Consider the following 16,938-nt stretch of genomic DNA (forward strand, 5'->3'; position numbering starts at 1 on the left):
CCGGCATCGGCACACCTGTGCGCCGGTCGACGATCATTTCGGAGACCATCGACCGGTTCCCAAGGATATGTCCGGACTTTTCAGCTGACTAGATGTCAGGACGCGCTAGTTGTCGGCACTCGCTCACGGCTCGGCGCTCGCGGTCACGGCTGGGTGCTCGCGGTCACGGCTGGACGCTCGCGGTCATGGCTAGGTGCTCGCGCTCACGGCTCGGCGCTCACGGTCACGGCTCGGCGCTCGCGGTCACGGCCGATCGTCGGCGTCCACGGCCACGGCCGGTGGTCGGCCTTCGCGGCCACGCCTTCGCGGCCACGGCTAGTTGTCGGCGTTCACGGCCATGAGCGCCTCGCCCGCGACGGGACGCTGTCCCTCCCAGAGGGCCGTCAGCGCGGTCGCCGCGAGGAAACGCACCCCGGCGCCGATGGCGCTCTCGTCCACGTCGAAGGTGCCCTGGTGGATGTCGGCCAGGTGCGCCGACCCCGGCTCGCGGGTGCCGAGCCTGGCGAACGCGCCGGGGATGGACTCCAGGTACCAGCCGAAGTCCTCGCCGCCCAGGCTCTGCTCCGTCGGCACGGGAGCGCCCTCGCCGAGCACGCCCTCCGCGGCCTCGGCCAGCATCTGCACGCTGATCTTGTCGTTGACCACCGGCGGCACGCCGCGCACGTAGTCCATCTCCGCCTCGACGCCGTACGCGCCGGCGACCGACTCCAGCAGCGACTTGATCATGTCGGGGGCCGCGTGCCAGGCCGACTCGTCCAGGCAGCGCACGGTGCCCTCGGCGACGCCGTCGTCCGGGATGGCGTTGGCCACCGAGCCCGCCTCGACCCGGCCCCAGACCAGGCTGAGCGAGGAGCGGGGGTCGACCCGGCGCGAGAGCGCGGCGGGCAGCTCGGTGAGGATCTTGGCGAGCGCGAAGACGAGGTCGGCGGTGAGGTGCGGCCGGGCGGTGTGCCCGCCGGGGCCGCTCACCCTGATCGTGACCCTGTCGCAGGCCGAGGTGATGGGACCGGCCTTGAGGCCGACCTTGCCGACGTCCAGCCGGGGGTCGCAGTGCAGGCCGAAGATGCGGTCGACGCCGCTGATGCCGCCCGAGGCCATCACCTCCAGCGCGCCGCCGGGAAGCTCCTCGGCGGGCTGGAAGATCAGCCGGACCCGGCCGGGCAGCAGACCGGCCTCGGCCTGCTGGGCGAGGAAGAGCGAGGTGCCGAGCAGGATCGCGGTGTGCACGTCGTGGCCGCAGGCGTGACACACGCCGGGGACCGTCGAGCTGTAGGAGACGTCCTTCTCGTCCGGCACGGGCAGCGCGTCGATGTCGGCCCGCAGCGCCACGGTCGGGCCGTCGCCGCTGCCGACGTCGCAGAGCAGGCCGGTGCCGCGCGGCAGCACCGAGGGGACCAGCCCCGCGGCGGTGAGGCGCTCGGCGACGCGCTGCGTCGTGCGGTATTCGGCGAACGCGAGCTCGGGATGCATGTGCAGGTCCCGGCGGAAGTTGATCAGCTCCTGCTCGCGACCGGCGAGGAACGTGTCGAGCTCTCCCCGCAAATTACGCCCCCGCATTGCTCACCGTCCCATCCGCGCCGGCGGGCCTGGATCCTCGACGCACCGTGCCACTGCCCAGGATCGCGAAACCCATGAGGCAGTCCCGAAAAAAAGCGATCGCCGCACCGACGGGCCGGAGTGGGGTCTCACGGGCCGCATCAGCACGGACTGGTCGGTCGCCGACACGAAAACGGCAGGCCGGTGACCCGGGGAAGCCGTCGCGTTGGCGATGACAACGACTTTATCCCTCCCCCCGAGCCCCTCGCCGACATCCAGGCCAAATGTTTTGTCACCCCGTGCCCCACTCGTACACCTTCTGACCCGGGAGGACCAGGAAAGATAGCCCAAATTGACTATGAGACGATGGTCAGGGCGGGGGACGCGCCCTCCGGGAGGCGGTAGCCCCCGGGCCATTTCCAAACGTCGCCGACCTGGCAATTTACGTGACCTCAGGTGCCGGTCATCGAACCCGGCGGAGTGATGTAAACAGGAATAATGCGTGTTTAACTCCTCACATGATCACTAACATCCCATTCGGGGAGAGGCAGTCGCGTTTGAGCATATTTGAACCGGACGAGGGCACCCTGGTGGTCCTTCCCTCGTTGTCGCTTCCCCAGGATGAGCTGCGCAGGATCACCGGCCCCCTCTGCTACGAGGAGCGCCTGCTGTTTCTCCTCCTCACCCTGAGGAAGCCGAACGTCGAGGTCGTCTACCTCACCTCGACGCCGGTGGACAGCGCGGTCGTGGACTACTACCTGAGCTTCCTCGACGATCCCGACGAGGCTCGCACGCGCCTGCAAATGATCAGTTTGGATGATCCCGACACGCATCCGCTCACCGAGGCACTGCTGCGCCGCCCGGACGTGATCGAGCGCATCCGCGCCGCCCTCGGCGGCCACCGGGAGGACGGCGCCTCCGCGGAGGACAGCGGCAGGGCCGCTTGGATGGTGCCGTTCGTAGTGAGCGAGTACGAGGAGCGCCTCGCCGGGATGCTCTCCCTGCCGGTGTACGGCCCCGCCACCTCCCTCGCCCACCTGGGCTCCAAGAGCGGCGGGCGCACGATCGGCGACGAGGCCGGGGTGCCGCTGGTCAGGGGTTTCGGCGACCTGCGCTCGCTGATCGAGGTGGAGCACGCCGCCCGCGCGCTGGGTCCCACGAGCAAGCTGATGGTCAAGCTCAACAACAGCTACTCGGGACTCGGCAACGCCATCGTGACCAAGGACGACCGGCCGCTCGCCTCCTGCCCCACGAGCTTCTCCGCGTCGGACGAGAGCTGGACGACGTTCGCCGAGAAGGTCGCCGAGCGGGGAGCGGTGATCGAGGAGTTCATCGAGGACCGGCCGCTGTACTCCCCCAGCGCGCTGGCGCGGATCACCCCCGGCGGCTCGTACGACGTGGTCGCCACCCACGAGCAGATCCTCGGCGGCCCCAACGGCGACGTCTACCAGGGCTGCACCTTCCCCGCCCGGCAGGAGTACCGGGCCGAGCTGGGCGCGCACGCCGAGCGGATCGCGAGGATCCTCGCGGGCCGCGGCGTGGTGGGGCTGTTCGGCATCGACTTCTTCGCCGTCAAGACCGACGGCGGCTACCGCACGCTGATGTGCGAGATCAACCTGCGCATCGGCGGCACCACCCACCCGTTCGGCGCCGCGATCCTGACCACCGGCGCGTCGTACGACCCGGGGACCGGCACGCTCGTGCACGCGGGCCGGCCGAAGCACTACGTGGCGACGGACAACTGCGCCGCGCCCGCCCTGCGGGGCCGCACCCCCGGGGAGGTGGTCAAGCTCGTCAACGACGGAGGCCTCGGCTTCGACCGCGAGAGCCGCACCGGGAACGTGCTGCACATGCTGGGCGGGATCCCGAAGTACGGCAAGCTCGGGTTCACCAGCATCGGCGACTCCGCGGAGGAGGCCGCCGAGCTGCACCGGAGGACACTGGTCACGCTCCGCCGGACCGCGTAGGCCGATCACCGCTCCGCCGGACCGCGCAGGACGATCACGCTTGGCCGGAGTGCGCAGGACGATCACGCTCCACCGGACCGCGCAGGCCGATCACGCTTGGCCGGATCGCGCAAAGCCATCACGCTCCACCGGACCGCGCGGAGCCGTCACGCCTCGCCAGACCGCGCAGGGCGATCGCGCCGAGCACGACCGCCAGCACGAGGTTGACGGCGATCAGGATCCCGTGGACCACGTAGAACGCCGTCGGATGACCGTCCGCGAGGTTGAAGCCAAGGGTGATCCATTCGAAGATCATGAAAGCGGCAAGGCCGATCAGAAAAGCGGCCATCTTTCGCGTTATTTGCATGGTGTCAGTATTCCGCCGAGTGGCTCGTACCTGGTCAGGGCACCTGTAACTGCATGCGAACCGGTACGAAGCTACCCTGAGATTCATCATGGGGATCAAACACGTCGCGCCCGTCGGGGTGCTGCTCGCGGCGACCGCCCTCCTTGGCGCGCCCGCACAGGCCCGGGTCGCGGACGCGCCCACGACCGGCCGCTCCGACCTGCGGACAGGTGCCGGTGCGACGGCTCCACGCGTGGAGGCCGGTTCGGCGGAGGGCCCCGGCGCGCGCCGCGAGCGTGAGCCGGTCGGCGGCTCCCGGCTCGGGGGGCGGGGGCTCGTCGTCCCCGCGGGCGTGAAGGCCCCTCCCAAGACGGCCGCGAGGTCGTACGTGATCGCCGACGCCGAGAGCGGTGAGGTGCTGGCCGCCAAGGACGCCCACGGGCGCTACCTTCCCGCGAGCACACTGAAGGCGCTGACCGCCCTCACCCTGATCCCGAAGCTGGACAAGGACCGGAAGATCACGCCGAGCAGGCGCGCCGTGAACGAGGAGGGCAGCGCGGTCGGCCTGGTCCCCAAGCCTCTCTACACCGTCGAGGACCTGTTCAAGGCGCTGATGCTCGTCTCGGGCAACGACTGCGCGATGGCGCTGGCCGAGGCCAACGGCGGGCTGGCCACGACCCTGGCGGACATGAACGCCGAGGCCAAGCGCCTGCAGGCGTTCGACACGGTGGCCAAGACCCCGAGCGGGCTGGACAAGCCGGGCCAGAGCAGCTCGGCCTACGACCTGGCGCTGATCGCCCGCGCCGGTCTGGCCAACGCCGACTTCCGGCGATATATCAGCACAAAGACCGATAAGTTTCCGGCTCCCAAGGGCTACTACGAGATCGGCAACCACAACAGGCTGCTCTGGCGCTACAAGGGCATGATCGGCGTCAAGAACGGCTGGACGTCCAAGGCCCTGGGCAGCTTCGTCGGCGCCGCCAAGCGCAACGGCCACACGGTCATCGTGTCGATCATGCGTCATGACGGCTACTTCTGGGAGGAGGTCGCCGACCTGCTCGACTGGGGCTTCGCCAACCGCGGCAAGGTCACCTCGGTCGGAAGGCTGGTCGACCCGGTCCCCGAGCCCGCCCCGCTGCCCACCGGGCCCGCCGCCTCGGCGCCCCCCGCCGCTCCGGCCCCCGTCTCCGCGCCTCAGGACCCGGCCGCCGCCGCCAGACCCGCCGACGAGGGCGTCCCGATCGGCTACTACGCCCTCGGCGCCGCCGGAGCCGCCCTGCTCGGCGGCCTGGCCTGGCTGGTGTACGGCCTGCGCAGGCGCTCCCACCGGCCACGGTGACCCGCGATCCGCGTCGTGCCCGGGGCACCCTGCTCCGGGCACGGCTACGAACACAACTCGCCTGCTCAGGGCCGGGTGAACGGCCCGGCGGCGGCCCGCCCGTTCCCCGTGGCCCGGTCACCCCTCGGCGGGCCCCCGCGACTCTCGTCGGGGAGGCCGCCGAAGCGGTGTGGCCGATCATCCTTCGGCCGGCCCCTCGCGGCCCCGGACCGGCGCGGCCGGGAGAGTCCTGATCCCCAGGACGGCGCTCCACGCGGCGAAGGCCAGGAGCAGGGCCGCCTGGCCGAACATGGCGAGCGTGATGATCCGGCTCGTCTCGTCGACGAAGCCGATGCCGACGTCGTAGTTCAGCCCGGCGAGACGGACGCACAGCACCGGCAGCGCCAGGATCGCCAGGGCGAGCGGCCACGACGGGGTGCGCCGGTCGGGCGCGTACACGTGCACGCAGGCGTAGACGACACCCGCGCCCAGGATGAGCACGCTCACCAGGCCGGGAAGGTCCAGCCACGGCCATATCCAGGCGGCGGTCGCGGGAGACGCGACGGCCTCGTACAACCAGACGAGAGCGGCACCGGCGGCGAGGGGAGGCAGCAGGAGCCACAGCGGCCGGCGCACGGGCCGCGCGTCACGGTGGAAACCGGCCCACAGGGCCAGCACCGTGACCAGGGGCGGCAGCAGGCCGGCCGGCGCGCTCCAGGGGAAGGCCGTCAGACCGGAGAAGTCGGGCAGGCCGGAGAAGACATGCGGGCCGGGGAGGACGGGCAGGCCGGAGAGAGCGGTCAGGTTGGAGAAGACGGTCAGGAGCACCTGGATCAGGCCCGGCACCTCCAGCACGAGCGCGAGGAGCGCCAGTGCCCTGGCGGCGCGCGGGCGCCCGGCGAGGAGCGCCGCGAACGGGGCGAACCAGAGGACGCCCGCGAGACCTCCCAGGATGGCCGCGAGCCGCTCGGGCGATCCGGGGGGCCCGGCCACCTGGGTGATCAGGGGCTCGGCCGTGCCGATCATCCCGTACGCGCGCAGGGTGCTCGTGGCGGCGAGGGCTCCGAGGAACGCCTGGAGGCCCAGTCCCAGCAGGGCCACGAGGCGGACCGTCTCCCCCCACGCGAGGAACCTCGGCGCCGTGTGGCCCGCTCCCCCGAGACGGACCCGCGCCGCCAGCACGACGACACTGGCGATCTCCGACCAGCGAGGCCGGGGCCCGTCGTCGTCGGAGACGTCCGGCGAGCCCTCCAGGAACACGGAGACCATCTCCTCCTCGCGCTCGGCGCGGTAGGAGGCGGGCAGCAGGCGCAGCCACCGGCGATAACGATCCTCCAGCAGGCTCACCTGCGCGCACCTCTCCCGCTCACCCTCACGCTCGTTCTCACGGGGAACCTTCCGCTCGCCCCCGCACAGGACCTCAGGCGGGACTTCACGCTCGCCCCCGCGTGGAATCTCGCGCGGGATCTCGTACGAGGCTTCGTACGAGAGCTCGTACGAGAGCTTGTACGGGACCTCATGCGGGACCTCCCCCTCGCCCTCACGCGAGACCTCCGGCGGCGGTCGACCGGCCGTGCCGGGCGCGGAGCCGGTCGACGGCGGTCCTCGCGTTCTCCGCGAGCCGGACGGCCTCGGCCTCCAGCGTCCGCGAACCGGAGTCGGTGAGCCGGTAGTAACGGCGTAACCGCCCCTGCTGGACCTCCTCGCGGTCGAGGGCCACCAGCCCGTCACCCGCCAGCCGGTCGAGCACGCCGTAGAGCGTGCCGACCTTGAGCTGGACCCGCCCGCCCGACAGCCGCTCGACCTCCCGCACGATGCCGTAGCCGTGACACGGCTCGTCGACCAGCGCGGTGAGGATGAGGAACGCGGGCTCTGTCATCGCCCTTGGAGTCATGCCTTGCAGCATATATCGGAAAGCAGGATATGCCGAGAGCGGATCTCGCGCGCTGCCGGACGGTTTGAAACCGGGCGGTTCGGAGCCGGGCGCTTCGGAGCCGGACGGTTCGGAGCCGGACGGTTCAGGCGGGGATGGCGGTCGCCGGGACCGGGGTGGGGTCGGGCGGAGGGCCCAGGGAGGCGGTCGCGGTCCAGGCGGCGGCGTACATGATCACCCGGGCCGAGAAGTTGATCCAGACCAGCAGGCCGACCACCACGGCGAACACCCCGTAGACGGGATTGTTCAGGGTGCCCGAGAGGATCAGCGCGGCGAGCTGCTTGAGCAGGGCGAACCCGGCCGCGCCGAGCAGGGCGCCGCGCAGCAGCACCCGCAACGGCTGCCTGGAGCGACCCAGTCCGCGCAGGATGACCAGGAAGACGACGACGTCGGTGAGCACGCTGACCGCCAGCCCGGCCAGCCAGATCGTGCCGGTGGCCACGAACGACCCCGACAGGCCGAGCCACCCGGCCACCACCCCGCTGGCCTGGGTGGCGAAACCGGCGACCAGCACCGACGCCACCATCGTGGTGCCGACGACCACGAGCGCGGCCAGGTCTCTCAGCTTGGCCAGGAAGAAGTTGAGCGGCGCCTCGGTCGTCATGGAGATCTCGCGCAACGCGTTGCGCAGGGCGTCTATCGCGCCGAGCCCGGCGTAGAGGAGCCCGAGCAGGCCGATGATCCCGGCGCTGGTCCGGGAGTCGGCGATCTGCTGGATCGGCAGCCTCTCGGCGAGGCCGGGCAGGTACTGGTTGATCGCCGTCTGCAGGGCCTCGGTGGCGCCGGGTCTGGCGGAGAGGAAGTAGCCGAAGACCGCGAAGGCCAGCGCGATGATCGGGAAGAACGACAGGAAGGCGAAGTAGCTGACCGCTCCGGCGAGCCGGTCGCCGGACTGGACCTGGTAGCGCTGGAAGGTCCGGACCAGGTGATCGAGCCAGTGCCACCTGATCCGGGCCACGCCGAGCGTCCTGCCGAGTCGCTCACGGACCGCTTGGAGACGTTCCAGCACGCTTTTCACGTGCGCCCCCTACCCAATCACCGTCGTCCCGATCGTGGACGGCGGCGGAAAAGCAGCCGTGCGTACACGGGGGACCACGGAGCGGACGGGAGGCGGCCGGAGCCCGTCCCGCGAAGGCCCCTCCGGCCGCGCGGGAAGCATCACGACCCGTCTTCCCCGGCCGTACGGGAACCGGCCCTCCACCCGCACGGAGGCCATACGGGAACCGGCCCCCTCAGTCGTACGAAAGCCGGCTCTCCACCCGCACGGAGGCCGTACGGGAACCGGCTCTCCATTTACGCAAAGGCCGTACGGGGACCGGCCCCCTCAGCCGTGCGGAAGCCGGTCCTCCACCTGCCCGGAAAGCGTCACGGCCCGGGCGGGAACCCCGTCCGGGCCGTGCGAGGGAAGATCAGGAAGTGGGCAGGAACCCCACCCGGTCGCGCACCCTGGCCATGGTCTCGGCGGCCACCGCGCGGGCCCGGGTGGCCCCGACGGCGAGCATCCGGTCGAGCTCGGCCTCGTCGGCGAGCAGCTTCTCGGTGCGCTCGCGGATCGGGGTGAAGGTGTCGACCACGAGCTCGGCCACGTCCTTCTTGAACGTGCCGTATCCCTGCCCGGCGTAGCGGGCCTCCAGCTCGGGGATCGGGACGCCGCTCAGCGCGGACTGGATGCGCAGCAGGTTGGTGACGCCGGGCTTGTTCTCGTCGTCGGCGAGAACCTCGGAACCGGTGTCGGTGACCGCGCGCATGATCTTCTTGCGGAGCGGCCCCGGCTGCTCCAGCAGGTCGAGGATGCCGGTGGGCGAGGAGGACGACTTCGACATCTTCGCCGTGGGCTCCTGGAGGTCGGTGATCTTCTCGACCCCCTTGACGATATGCGGCTCCGGCAGCGTGAAGGTCTCGCCGAAACGGTGGTTGAAGCGCTGCGCGAGGTCGCGGGTGAGCTCCAGGTGCTGCTTCTGGTCCGCGCCGACCGGCACCCGGTTGGCCTGGTAGAGCAGGATGTCGGCCGCCTGCAGGATCGGGTAGGTGAACAGCCCGACACTCGCCGAGCTCTCTCCGGCCTTGGCCGCCTTGTCCTTGAACTGGGTCATCCGCCCGGCCTCGCCCATGCCCGTGAGGCAGATCAGCACCCAGGCCAGCTCGGTGTGCTCACGGACGTGGCTCTGCACGAAGACCGTGGAACGCTCGGGGTCGAGACCCGCGGCGAAGAGCTGGGCCGCGGCGACCCTGGAGCGCCTGCGCAGCACTTCCGGCTGGTAGTCCACGGTGATCGCGTGCAGGTCGACGACGCAGTAGAACGCGTCGTACCCCTCCTGCAGGGCGACGTACTGCCTGATGGCACCGAGGTAGTTTCCCAGGTGGAAGGAGTCTGCGGTGGGCTGGATTCCCGACAGGACACGAGGACTGGCCATAACAGCCAATTCTGTCAGCTGCCGGGAGTGGTTGGCCCGCCGATTACGACCCGCCGACTGCGGCTCGCCTGCCTCGACCCGCCGACCTCGGCCCGACGATCTCGGCCCGACGACCGCGACCCGCCGACCTTGGCCTGCCGATCACGGCCCGACGACCGCGACACCCCGACCGAGGCAACCCGTTCACCGGGCCTCGGTCACAGCACCCCGACACAGCACCCCGACACAGCACCCCGACACAGCACCTCGGCCACAGCACCCCGGGCCACAGCACCTCGGCCACATGACCTCAGCCACAGGGCCTCGGCCGCGGCACCCCGTTCACGCGAGGCGCCACCCGACGACCGCCCCGTCAGCCCCCCACGACAGCCACCCGACGACCGCCCCGTCAGCCCCCACGACAGCCGCCCGCCCGCCGCCCCCGTCAGCTCTCGGGAGCGGGGGGCGTCTCCGGGCGCGGTGCGCTTCGTTTGATCCTCACCCGGGAGACCCTGCGCCCGTCCATGTCGGTGACCGTGAGGTCGAACCCCGGGATCTCCACCCGCTCCCCCAGCGCGGGCAGGTGGCCGAGCGCCCACATGACGAACCCGCCCAGGGTCTCGTACGGGCCGTCGGCGAGGCGGATCCCGCTCTCGGTCGCCACCTCGTCGAGGTTGGCCAGCCCGTCGAGCTCGACCTCCCCCGCAGGCAGCGCGACGTGCTCGTCCGCCACGTCGTGCTCGTCGCGGATGTCGCCGATCAGCTCCTCGACGAGGTCCTCCAGGGTGACGATGCCCGCCGTGCCGCCGTACTCGTCGACCACGATCGCCAGGTGGTGTCCCTCCCTGCGCATCTCCGACAGCGTGGCCATCAGCCGCTTGCTGGTGGGGACCAGCTTGACCGGGCGGATCGGCACCAGCTCGCTGATCGGCTCGATGGACCCGGTCAGCACCGGGTCGAGCAGGTCGCGGATGTGGACGAAGCCCACGATGTCGTCGTAGGAGTCGCGATAGACGGGGAAACGGGAGTGCGGCATGGCCGCGGCCAGGATCGCCGCCTCGGCCAGCCTCGTGTCGGCGGACATGAACTCCACCTCGGTGCGCGGCAGCATCACCTCGCGGAGCTGCCTCTTGCCCGCCGCGAACACCTCCCCGATCAGGTGGCGTTCGTCGGCGGTGAGCTCGTGGTGGCCCACCACCATGTCGCGCAGCTCCTCGGTGGAGATCTCCTCGCGGTCGGCGTCGGGATCGCCGCCGAGCAGCTTGACGACCCCGTCGGTGGACTTGGACAGCGCCCAGATGATCGGCCGCGACAGCGCGGCCATCCGGTCGAGGAACGGCGCGACCAGCAGGGAGATCCCCTCGGCGCGCTGCCTGGCGATCCGCTTGGGGGCCAGCTCGCCGAGGACCAGGGAGGCGTACGAGATCGCCAGCGTCACCAGCACCAGGGAGAGCGGGGCCGTCACGGCCTCGGGCACCCCCCAGCCGGTCACCACGGGGATGAGGTCCTTGGCGAGGGTGTCGGCGCCGAAGGCCGCCGAGAGCATGGTCGCCACGGTGACGCCGATCTGCACCGCGGACAGGAAGCGGTTGGGGTCACGGGCGAGCTTGGCGGCCCGCGCCCCCCTGCGGCCCTGGGTGTCGAGCCGTCTGACCTGGCTCTCCCTGAGGGAGACCATGGCCATCTCCGCCGCGGCGAAGAATCCCCCGATCAGTACGAAGAGCATGACCAAGGCGATGTTCGCCAGGACGCTGTTCACGAGATCGTCTCCGTCATGGCGGTCGGCCGTTCCGGCGGTGGCCGATATTTGATGTGCCAGCATATGCTGGCGATAGACTTACAAAAGTCAACAAGTACAAACATCATCAAACAGGAGGCTTCGTGAAGCTGCTCGTCACCGGAGGCGCCGGATACATCGGCGGGGTCGTGGCGGCGCAACTCGTCGAGGCGGGCCACGAGGTCACCGTGCTGGACGACCTCTCCACCGGCCACGCCGACGCGGTGCCGCCGGGCGCCCGCTTCGTCGAGGGGTCGATCACCGAGGCCGCCGGCCTGCTGCCCGGCACGGACGCCGTGCTCCACTTCGCGGCGAAGTCCCTGGTCGGCGAGTCCGTGGAGCGGCCGGGCCTCTACTGGGCGCACAACCTCGGCGGCACCCTGGCCCTGCTCGACGCCATGCGGGGTGCCGGGGTGGGACGGATCGTCTTCTCCTCCACCGCCGCGACGTACGGCGAGCCGGAGCGCTCCCCGATCGAGGAGACCGACCCGACCCGGCCGACCAACCCCTACGGCGCGTCCAAGCTCGCCGTCGACACCGCGCTGGGCGCGTTCGCCGGGCTGTACGGCCTCGCCGCGGTGAGCCTGCGCTACTTCAACGTGGGCGGCGCCTACACCGCCGGAGACGGCGGGGTCTACCGCGAACGTCACACCGTGGAGACCCACCTGATCCCTAACATCCTCGCCGTCGCACTCGGCGGGCGCGAGTCGGTCAGCGTGTTCGGCACGGACTACCCCACTCCCGACGGCACATGCGTGCGCGACTACATCCACGTGGCCGACCTCGCCAGGGCCCACCTGCTGGCGCTGGACGCCTGCTCACCGGGCGAACACAAGATCTACAACCTGGGCAGCGGGACGGGTTTCTCGGTCCAGGAGGTGCTGTCGGTCTGCCGCGAGGTGACCGGCCACGAGATCCCCGCGATCGTGCGCGAGCGCCGCGCCGGGGACCCGGCCGTGCTGGTGGCCTCGTCGGAGCGGATCCGGCGCGAGCTCGGCTGGAAGCCCGAGCACCCGTCGGTCCGCGACGTCGTCGCCGACGCCTGGGCCGCCCTGCCGCCCGGCTGACACCACCCCGCCCCACCACCCGCTCCCCCCGCCCCGGCCGCGCCGCCGGTCTCGGAACCGTACGACCGGGGCCGGGCGCGGACCGGCCGGCCGCGCCTACCCCAGGCTGAAGCGGGCCGTGTTGTTGGCCGGGCGGCGGTCGCCCAGCTGGAGGGAGTAGACGGTCGCCTCGGCCCGTGGCGCGTGCGCGCGGGCCACGAAGGCGAGCATGAAGCTCACCCGCCGGCCCGCGCCGACCGTACGGAGCCTGCACCCCACGTAGGCGGGGTGGGAGTCGCACCGCGCGCCCCTCGCCGACATGAGGCGCGCCCCGCCGGTGTCGAAGAGGACCCCGGCGTCGTGGACGCGCCGCGGCCCGCGGTTGCGCACCACGGCGGCCACGGTGACCAGGCGGCCGGCACGCTTCGCGCGCGAGAGCCTGACGGCCAGGTCCGTCCCCTCGTCCACCTCCGTCAGCGTCTCGGAGGAGTTGTCCGTCTCGTCGTCGTCCACGACCTCGGAGGAGAGCGCGGCGCTCGCCCTCAGCGGGCCCCGCGCGCCGGGCCTCACCACCCCGGTGATCGTCACCCCGCCGGTCTGACCGGCCAGGACGTCCGTCGGCGAGGGACAGACCACCTCTCCGGCCACGGCGCCGGGAAGGCACTCGGCGACGTTGACGCCGATCACCACCACCTGCTCCGGCAGCCGTACGGTGAGCAGCGGAAGCACCGCGTCGCCGGGACCGTCGTTGCGCACCTCGGCCCGGTAGGTCAGCGGCTGTCCGGGCTGCGCGCGCTTCGGGGAGGCCGTCAGCCGCACCGACAGGTCGGCGCCGCCCCAGCCGTCGTCCTCCGGCGAGGCGAGTGCCCCCCGGGGGGCCGCCACGAGCGCGAGACAGATCACCCCGGTGACGATCCGCACCGCGGCGTGCTCCCTGAACAGCGATCCCCCGACCACAAGTGATCATTGAACGCCGGGTCGCGCCGCCCCGCGATGATCGACACGCCGCCTTTTCCACCATCGCCCGTACGGCGGACTGGCCGGGAAGGCACCGGAGGCCGGGAACGCGAACGGGACCCCGGCGTGCCGGGGTCCCGTTCGCGTGGCTACTCGGATCGGAGTCGTCCGGATCGGAGTCGTCCGGATCGGCGTGGCCTCGGGTCAGCGTGACTCGGGCCGGAGCGACTCGGGCCGGAGCGACTCGGGCCGGAGCGACTCGGACCAGAGCGACTCGGGCCGGAGCGACTCGGACCAGAGTGACCCAGGCCAGAATGACTCGGACCAGAGCGGCTCGGACCGGGACGGCTCGGATCGGAGTCGTTCGGCTCGACGCGACTCAGATGAGACCGAGCTCGCGCACCGCGGAACGCTCCTCCTCCAGCTCGCGCACCGTGGCGTCGATGCGCTCGCGGGAGAAGGCGTCGATCTCCAGGCCCTGGATGATCTCCCACCTGCCGCCGCGCGAGGTGACCGGGAAGGACGAGATGAGCCCCTCCGGCACGCCGTACGAACCGTCGGAGGGGATCGCGGCCGAGGTCCAGGCGGTGCCGTTGACCCAGTCGAAGACGTGGTCGATCGCCGCGTTGGCGGCGGAGGCGGCCGAGGACGCGCCCCGGGCCTCGATGATCGCGGCGCCGCGCTTGGCGACGGTGGGGATGAAGGTGTCGCGCAGCCAGGCCTCGTCGACCAGCTCGGCGGCGATCTTGCCACCGACCTCGGCGTGGAAGAGGTCGGGGTACTGGGTGGCGGAGTGGTTGCCCCAGATGGTCATCTTCTTGATCTCGGTGACCGGGACCCCGAGCTTGGCGGCGAGCTGGGACAGCGCGCGGTTGTGGTCGAGGCGGGTCATCGCGGTGAAGCGCTCGGCCGGGACGTCCGGGGCGTGCTGCTGGGCGATGAGCGCGTTGGTGTTGGCCGGGTTGCCGACCACCAGCACGCGGATGTCGTCGGCCGCGTTGTCGTTGATCGCCTTGCCCTGCGGGCCGAAGATGCCGCCGTTGGCCTGGAGGAGGTCGCCGCGCTCCATGCCCTTGCTGCGGGGCCGGGCACCGACCAGCAGCGCGACGTTGGCGCCGTTGAACGCCACGTTCGGGTCGTCGGTGACCTCGATGCCGCTCAGCAGCGGGAACGCGCAGTCGTCGAGCTCCATCGCGGTGCCCTCGGCGGCCTTCACGGCCTGCGGGATCTCCAGGAGGCTCAGCGTGACCGGGACGTCGGCGCCCAGCAACTGGCCCGAGGCGATGCGGAAAAGCAGCGCGTAGCCGATCTGACCGGCGGCGCCGGTGACGGTGACCTTTACGGGAGTCTGGGCCATGACCTTCCCCTACTCGAAGGATGAATTGTGACGCTCGGATGCTACCCGTCCACGGCGGACGGCCGTCCGGCGAGTGCCCCGATCCGCCCTCCGGGCAGCAGGACCAGCGCGGCGAGCGCGATCAGCGCCCCGCTGACGGCGAGCCACGGGACGACCGTCGCGGTTGCCGCCGCGTGGGCCGCCTCCAGCCCGCGGGCGGGCGCCTCGTCCCTGACCACGGTCGTGTAGAGGGTTCCGGCGAGCGCCAGGGCGACCGAGCCGCCGATCTGCCGGAAGAAGGTCAGGTTCGCGCTGGCGGTGCCGATGAACCGGGGCGGGACCGAGGACTGGATCGCCACGGTCAGCCCGGACAGCATCGGCCCCATGCCCAGCCCGAGCAGCGCCATCCATCCGACCAGGGCCAGGGCCGGGGTGTCTGCCGCGATCCCGGTGCACAGCAGCGCCCCGGCCGAGATGAGGAACGGCCCCGCGACGAGCCACGGCTTGTAGCGCTGGGTCCTGGAGATGAGGGCGCCGGCGACCACGCTTCCCACCACCATCCCGAGCATGAGCGGGTAGATGCGCAGGCCCGACTCGGTGGCGGTCAGCCCCATGGCCTCCTGGAAGTAGCGCGGCAGGAACACCACCCCGGCGTACAGGCAGAAGGCGGTGAAGAACGACGCCACGTTGACCAGCGTGTAGGTGCGGTTGCGGAACAGCTCCAGCGGGATGATCGGCTGTTCGGCCCTCCGCTCGACCAGGACGAACGCCGCCAGGAGCACGGCGGAGGCCAGGATGGGCCAGAGCACCGGCCCGCTGGTCCAGGCGTGGTCGTCCAGGCCCTTCTCGGTCAGGCCGACGAGCAGCGCGCCGATCGCCGCGCTGAACACGGCCATGCCCAGGTAGTCGGGCCGGGCGCCGCGCCCCTGCCCGGCCACGTGCGGCAGCCGCGCGACGATGATCGCGATGAGGACCAGGCCGATGGGGAGATTGATCAGGAAGGCCCAGCGCCAGCCGGCCTGGTCGGTGAAGACGCCGCCGAGGAACGGCCCGGCGATGTAGCTCAGCGCCATCACCCCGCCGAGCGCGCCCTGGACCCGGCCGCTCTCGTTCGGCGGGAACCGGTCGGCGACCAGGGCGAGCGAGAGCGGGAGCAGCGCCCCGGCGCCCAGCCCCTGCAGCGCGCGGAAGGCGATCAGCTGGTTCATGTCCTGGGCGACGCCGCACAGCAGCGAACCGAGCAGGAACACCGCGACGCCGGTCAGCAGCAGGGGCTTGCGGCCGTAGGTGTCGGACAGCCTGCCGTACAGGGGGACGGTGATGGTCGAGGTCAGCAGGTACGCCGTCACGACCCAGACATAGAGGTCCGAGCCGCCGAGCTCCTGGGTGATCCGGGGCAGCGCGGTCCCCACGATCGTCTGGTCGAGCATGGCGAGGAACATCCCGCCGAGCACGGCGAGCAGGAGCAGGCCGTTGCCGGGTCGGGTCTTCGGGGAGGGAGTTAATACGTCGTTGGACACGTGTGGATATTGACCTGTCAGCTCTTACATGTCAATCCATAAGTATGATGAGGGCATGTCACTCCGGATCGCGCTCCTCGGCCTGCTGACCGTCACGGGTCCCGCCAGTGGTTACGACCTGACGAAGCTCTTCGAACGGTCGATCAACTACGCCTGGCAGGCCGGACACAGCCAGATCTATCCGGAGCTCAACAAAATGGCCGCGGACGGCTGGGTGACGGTCGAGCAGGAGGGCCCCCGGGGCAGGAAGACGTACGCGATCACCGACGAGGGCGCGCGCGAGCTCCGGCGATGGCTGCTGGAGAAGGAGCCGTCACGGTCGTACCGCGACGAAGGGCTGCTCCGCGCCTTCCTGCTGCCGACCCTGGAACCGCACGAGGCAGTGGCGCTGCTCCACACGGAGACGGAGGCCTACAACGCCAAGCTGGCGCACCTGGAGGCGCTCCGGGAGAGCAGGGACCGCAGGGAGGCCGGTTTCGGGAACCACGCCCTCGACCTGGGCATCAGGAAGACGCGGACGGTCCGCGACTGGGCAGCGGACACGGCGGCGGCGATCGAGAAGTCCACGGACGAGACGCGGCCTTAACGCGCGTCCCGGACCAGACCTCGGACCGGGTCCCGGGCCGGGTCCCGGATGAGGTCCCGGGCCAGGTTTCGGACCGGGTCCCGGATCAAGCCTCGGAACGGGTCCTGGATCAGGTCCCGGGCTAGGTTTCGGACCGGGTCCCGGATCAGGCCTCGCACCGAGTCCCGAACCAGACCTCGGGCCGCGTCCCGGGCCAGGTTCCGGACCGGGTCCCGGGCCAGGTTCCGGACCGGGTCCCGGGCCA

Annotated in this window: 14 protein-coding genes; 4 read left to right on the forward strand and 10 right to left on the reverse strand. The window is 71.2% G+C overall.

Going from position 1 to position 16,938, the window contains the following annotated elements:
* Nucleotides 1-315 precede the first annotated feature (315 nt).
* Nucleotides 316-1,557, reverse strand: a complete 1,242-nt coding sequence (locus ABT053_RS36290) for a M20 family metallopeptidase (protein WP_350975472.1) — start codon at nucleotides 1,555-1,557, stop codon at nucleotides 316-318.
* Nucleotides 1,558-2,093: 536 nt separating this feature from the next.
* On the opposite strand from ABT053_RS36290, the gene ABT053_RS36295 reads away from it, so the two are divergent.
* A complete protein-coding gene (locus ABT053_RS36295; protein ID WP_350975473.1) occupies nucleotides 2,094-3,503 on the forward strand; it encodes a peptide ligase PGM1-related protein in 1,410 nt (469 codons plus the stop codon).
* Between the two features lie 118 nt (nucleotides 3,504-3,621).
* On the opposite strand, the gene ABT053_RS36300 is transcribed toward ABT053_RS36295, so the two are convergent.
* Nucleotides 3,622-3,849 (reverse strand): SCO4848 family membrane protein, encoded by a 228-nt coding sequence (locus ABT053_RS36300; protein WP_502991957.1) that lies wholly within the window; start codon nucleotides 3,847-3,849, stop codon nucleotides 3,622-3,624.
* 88 nt (nucleotides 3,850-3,937) lie between these two features.
* Between ABT053_RS36300 and ABT053_RS36305 the strand changes: the two genes are divergently transcribed.
* A complete protein-coding gene (locus ABT053_RS36305) occupies nucleotides 3,938-5,167 on the forward strand; it encodes a D-alanyl-D-alanine carboxypeptidase family protein (protein WP_350975477.1) in 1,230 nt (409 codons plus the stop codon).
* Nucleotides 5,168-5,344: 177 nt separating this feature from the next.
* Here ABT053_RS36305 and ABT053_RS36310 read toward each other — a convergent pair whose 3' ends face one another.
* From ABT053_RS36310 to ABT053_RS36330, 5 genes are all read right to left on the reverse strand, one after another.
* Nucleotides 5,345-6,493, reverse strand: a complete 1,149-nt coding sequence (locus tag ABT053_RS36310) for a hypothetical protein (protein WP_350975478.1) — start codon at nucleotides 6,491-6,493, stop codon at nucleotides 5,345-5,347.
* 193 nt (nucleotides 6,494-6,686) lie between these two features.
* Nucleotides 6,687-7,040, reverse strand: coding sequence for a PadR family transcriptional regulator (locus ABT053_RS36315; RefSeq protein WP_350975480.1), 354 nt, complete (start codon nucleotides 7,038-7,040; stop codon nucleotides 6,687-6,689).
* 124 nt (nucleotides 7,041-7,164) lie between these two features.
* On the reverse strand, nucleotides 7,165-8,097 hold the full coding sequence (locus ABT053_RS36320) for a YihY/virulence factor BrkB family protein (RefSeq protein WP_350975481.1): 933 nt from the start codon (nucleotides 8,095-8,097) through the stop codon (nucleotides 7,165-7,167).
* Between the two features lie 391 nt (nucleotides 8,098-8,488).
* Entirely contained in the window at nucleotides 8,489-9,493 is a 1,005-nt protein-coding gene (trpS, locus tag ABT053_RS36325; protein WP_350975482.1) for a tryptophan--tRNA ligase, read from the reverse strand.
* A 424-nt stretch (nucleotides 9,494-9,917) separates the two neighbouring features.
* On the reverse strand, nucleotides 9,918-11,231 hold the full coding sequence (locus ABT053_RS36330) for a hemolysin family protein (RefSeq protein WP_350975484.1): 1,314 nt from the start codon (nucleotides 11,229-11,231) through the stop codon (nucleotides 9,918-9,920).
* A 122-nt stretch (nucleotides 11,232-11,353) separates the two neighbouring features.
* Here ABT053_RS36330 and galE point away from each other — a divergent pair, with 122 nt between their 5' ends.
* Nucleotides 11,354-12,316, forward strand: a complete 963-nt coding sequence (gene galE / locus ABT053_RS36335; RefSeq protein WP_350975485.1) for a UDP-glucose 4-epimerase GalE — start codon at nucleotides 11,354-11,356, stop codon at nucleotides 12,314-12,316.
* Nucleotides 12,317-12,412: 96 nt separating this feature from the next.
* Here galE and ABT053_RS36340 read toward each other — a convergent pair whose 3' ends face one another.
* The 3 genes from ABT053_RS36340 to ABT053_RS36350 form a co-directional block, all read right to left on the reverse strand.
* The gene (locus ABT053_RS36340) at nucleotides 12,413-13,252 is read right to left on the reverse strand and encodes a hypothetical protein (RefSeq protein WP_350975487.1); all 840 of its coding nucleotides are present in this window, start codon (nucleotides 13,250-13,252) and stop codon (nucleotides 12,413-12,415) included.
* A gap of 379 nt (nucleotides 13,253-13,631) precedes the next feature.
* Nucleotides 13,632-14,609: a malate dehydrogenase gene (locus ABT053_RS36345; protein ID WP_350975489.1), complete on the reverse strand. Its 978-nt coding sequence runs from the start codon at nucleotides 14,607-14,609 to the stop codon at nucleotides 13,632-13,634.
* Between the two features lie 41 nt (nucleotides 14,610-14,650).
* Entirely contained in the window at nucleotides 14,651-16,108 is a 1,458-nt protein-coding gene (locus tag ABT053_RS36350) for an MDR family MFS transporter (protein ID WP_350975490.1), read from the reverse strand.
* A 55-nt stretch (nucleotides 16,109-16,163) separates the two neighbouring features.
* Between ABT053_RS36350 and ABT053_RS36355 the strand changes: the two genes are divergently transcribed.
* Entirely contained in the window at nucleotides 16,164-16,694 is a 531-nt protein-coding gene (locus ABT053_RS36355; protein WP_350975492.1) for a PadR family transcriptional regulator, read from the forward strand.
* Nucleotides 16,695-16,938: the final 244 nt, after the last annotated feature.

It is taken from the genome of Streptosporangium sp. NPDC002524 (assembly GCF_040295985.1).
Taxonomy (GTDB): Bacteria; Actinomycetota; Actinomycetes; order Streptosporangiales; family Streptosporangiaceae; genus Streptosporangium.

What these genes read in the sequence shown, in the direction of transcription:
- ABT053_RS36290 (WP_350975472.1), bottom strand. Translation starts at nt 1,557, where the DNA reads ATGCGGGGGCGTAATTTGCGGGGAGAGCTCGACACGTTCCTCGCCGGT.
- ABT053_RS36355 (WP_350975492.1), top strand. Translation starts at nt 16,164, where the DNA reads ATGTCACTCCGGATCGCGCTCCTCGGCCTGCTGACCGTCACGGGTCCC.
- ABT053_RS36345 (WP_350975489.1), bottom strand. Translation starts at nt 14,609, where the DNA reads ATGGCCCAGACTCCCGTAAAGGTCACCGTCACCGGCGCCGCCGGTCAG.
- ABT053_RS36305 (WP_350975477.1), top strand. Translation starts at nt 3,938, where the DNA reads ATGGGGATCAAACACGTCGCGCCCGTCGGGGTGCTGCTCGCGGCGACC.
- ABT053_RS36300 (WP_502991957.1), bottom strand. Translation starts at nt 3,849, where the DNA reads ATGCAAATAACGCGAAAGATGGCCGCTTTTCTGATCGGCCTTGCCGCT.
- ABT053_RS36315 (WP_350975480.1), bottom strand. Translation starts at nt 7,040, where the DNA reads ATGACTCCAAGGGCGATGACAGAGCCCGCGTTCCTCATCCTCACCGCG.
- trpS (WP_350975482.1), bottom strand. Translation starts at nt 9,493, where the DNA reads ATGGCCAGTCCTCGTGTCCTGTCGGGAATCCAGCCCACCGCAGACTCC.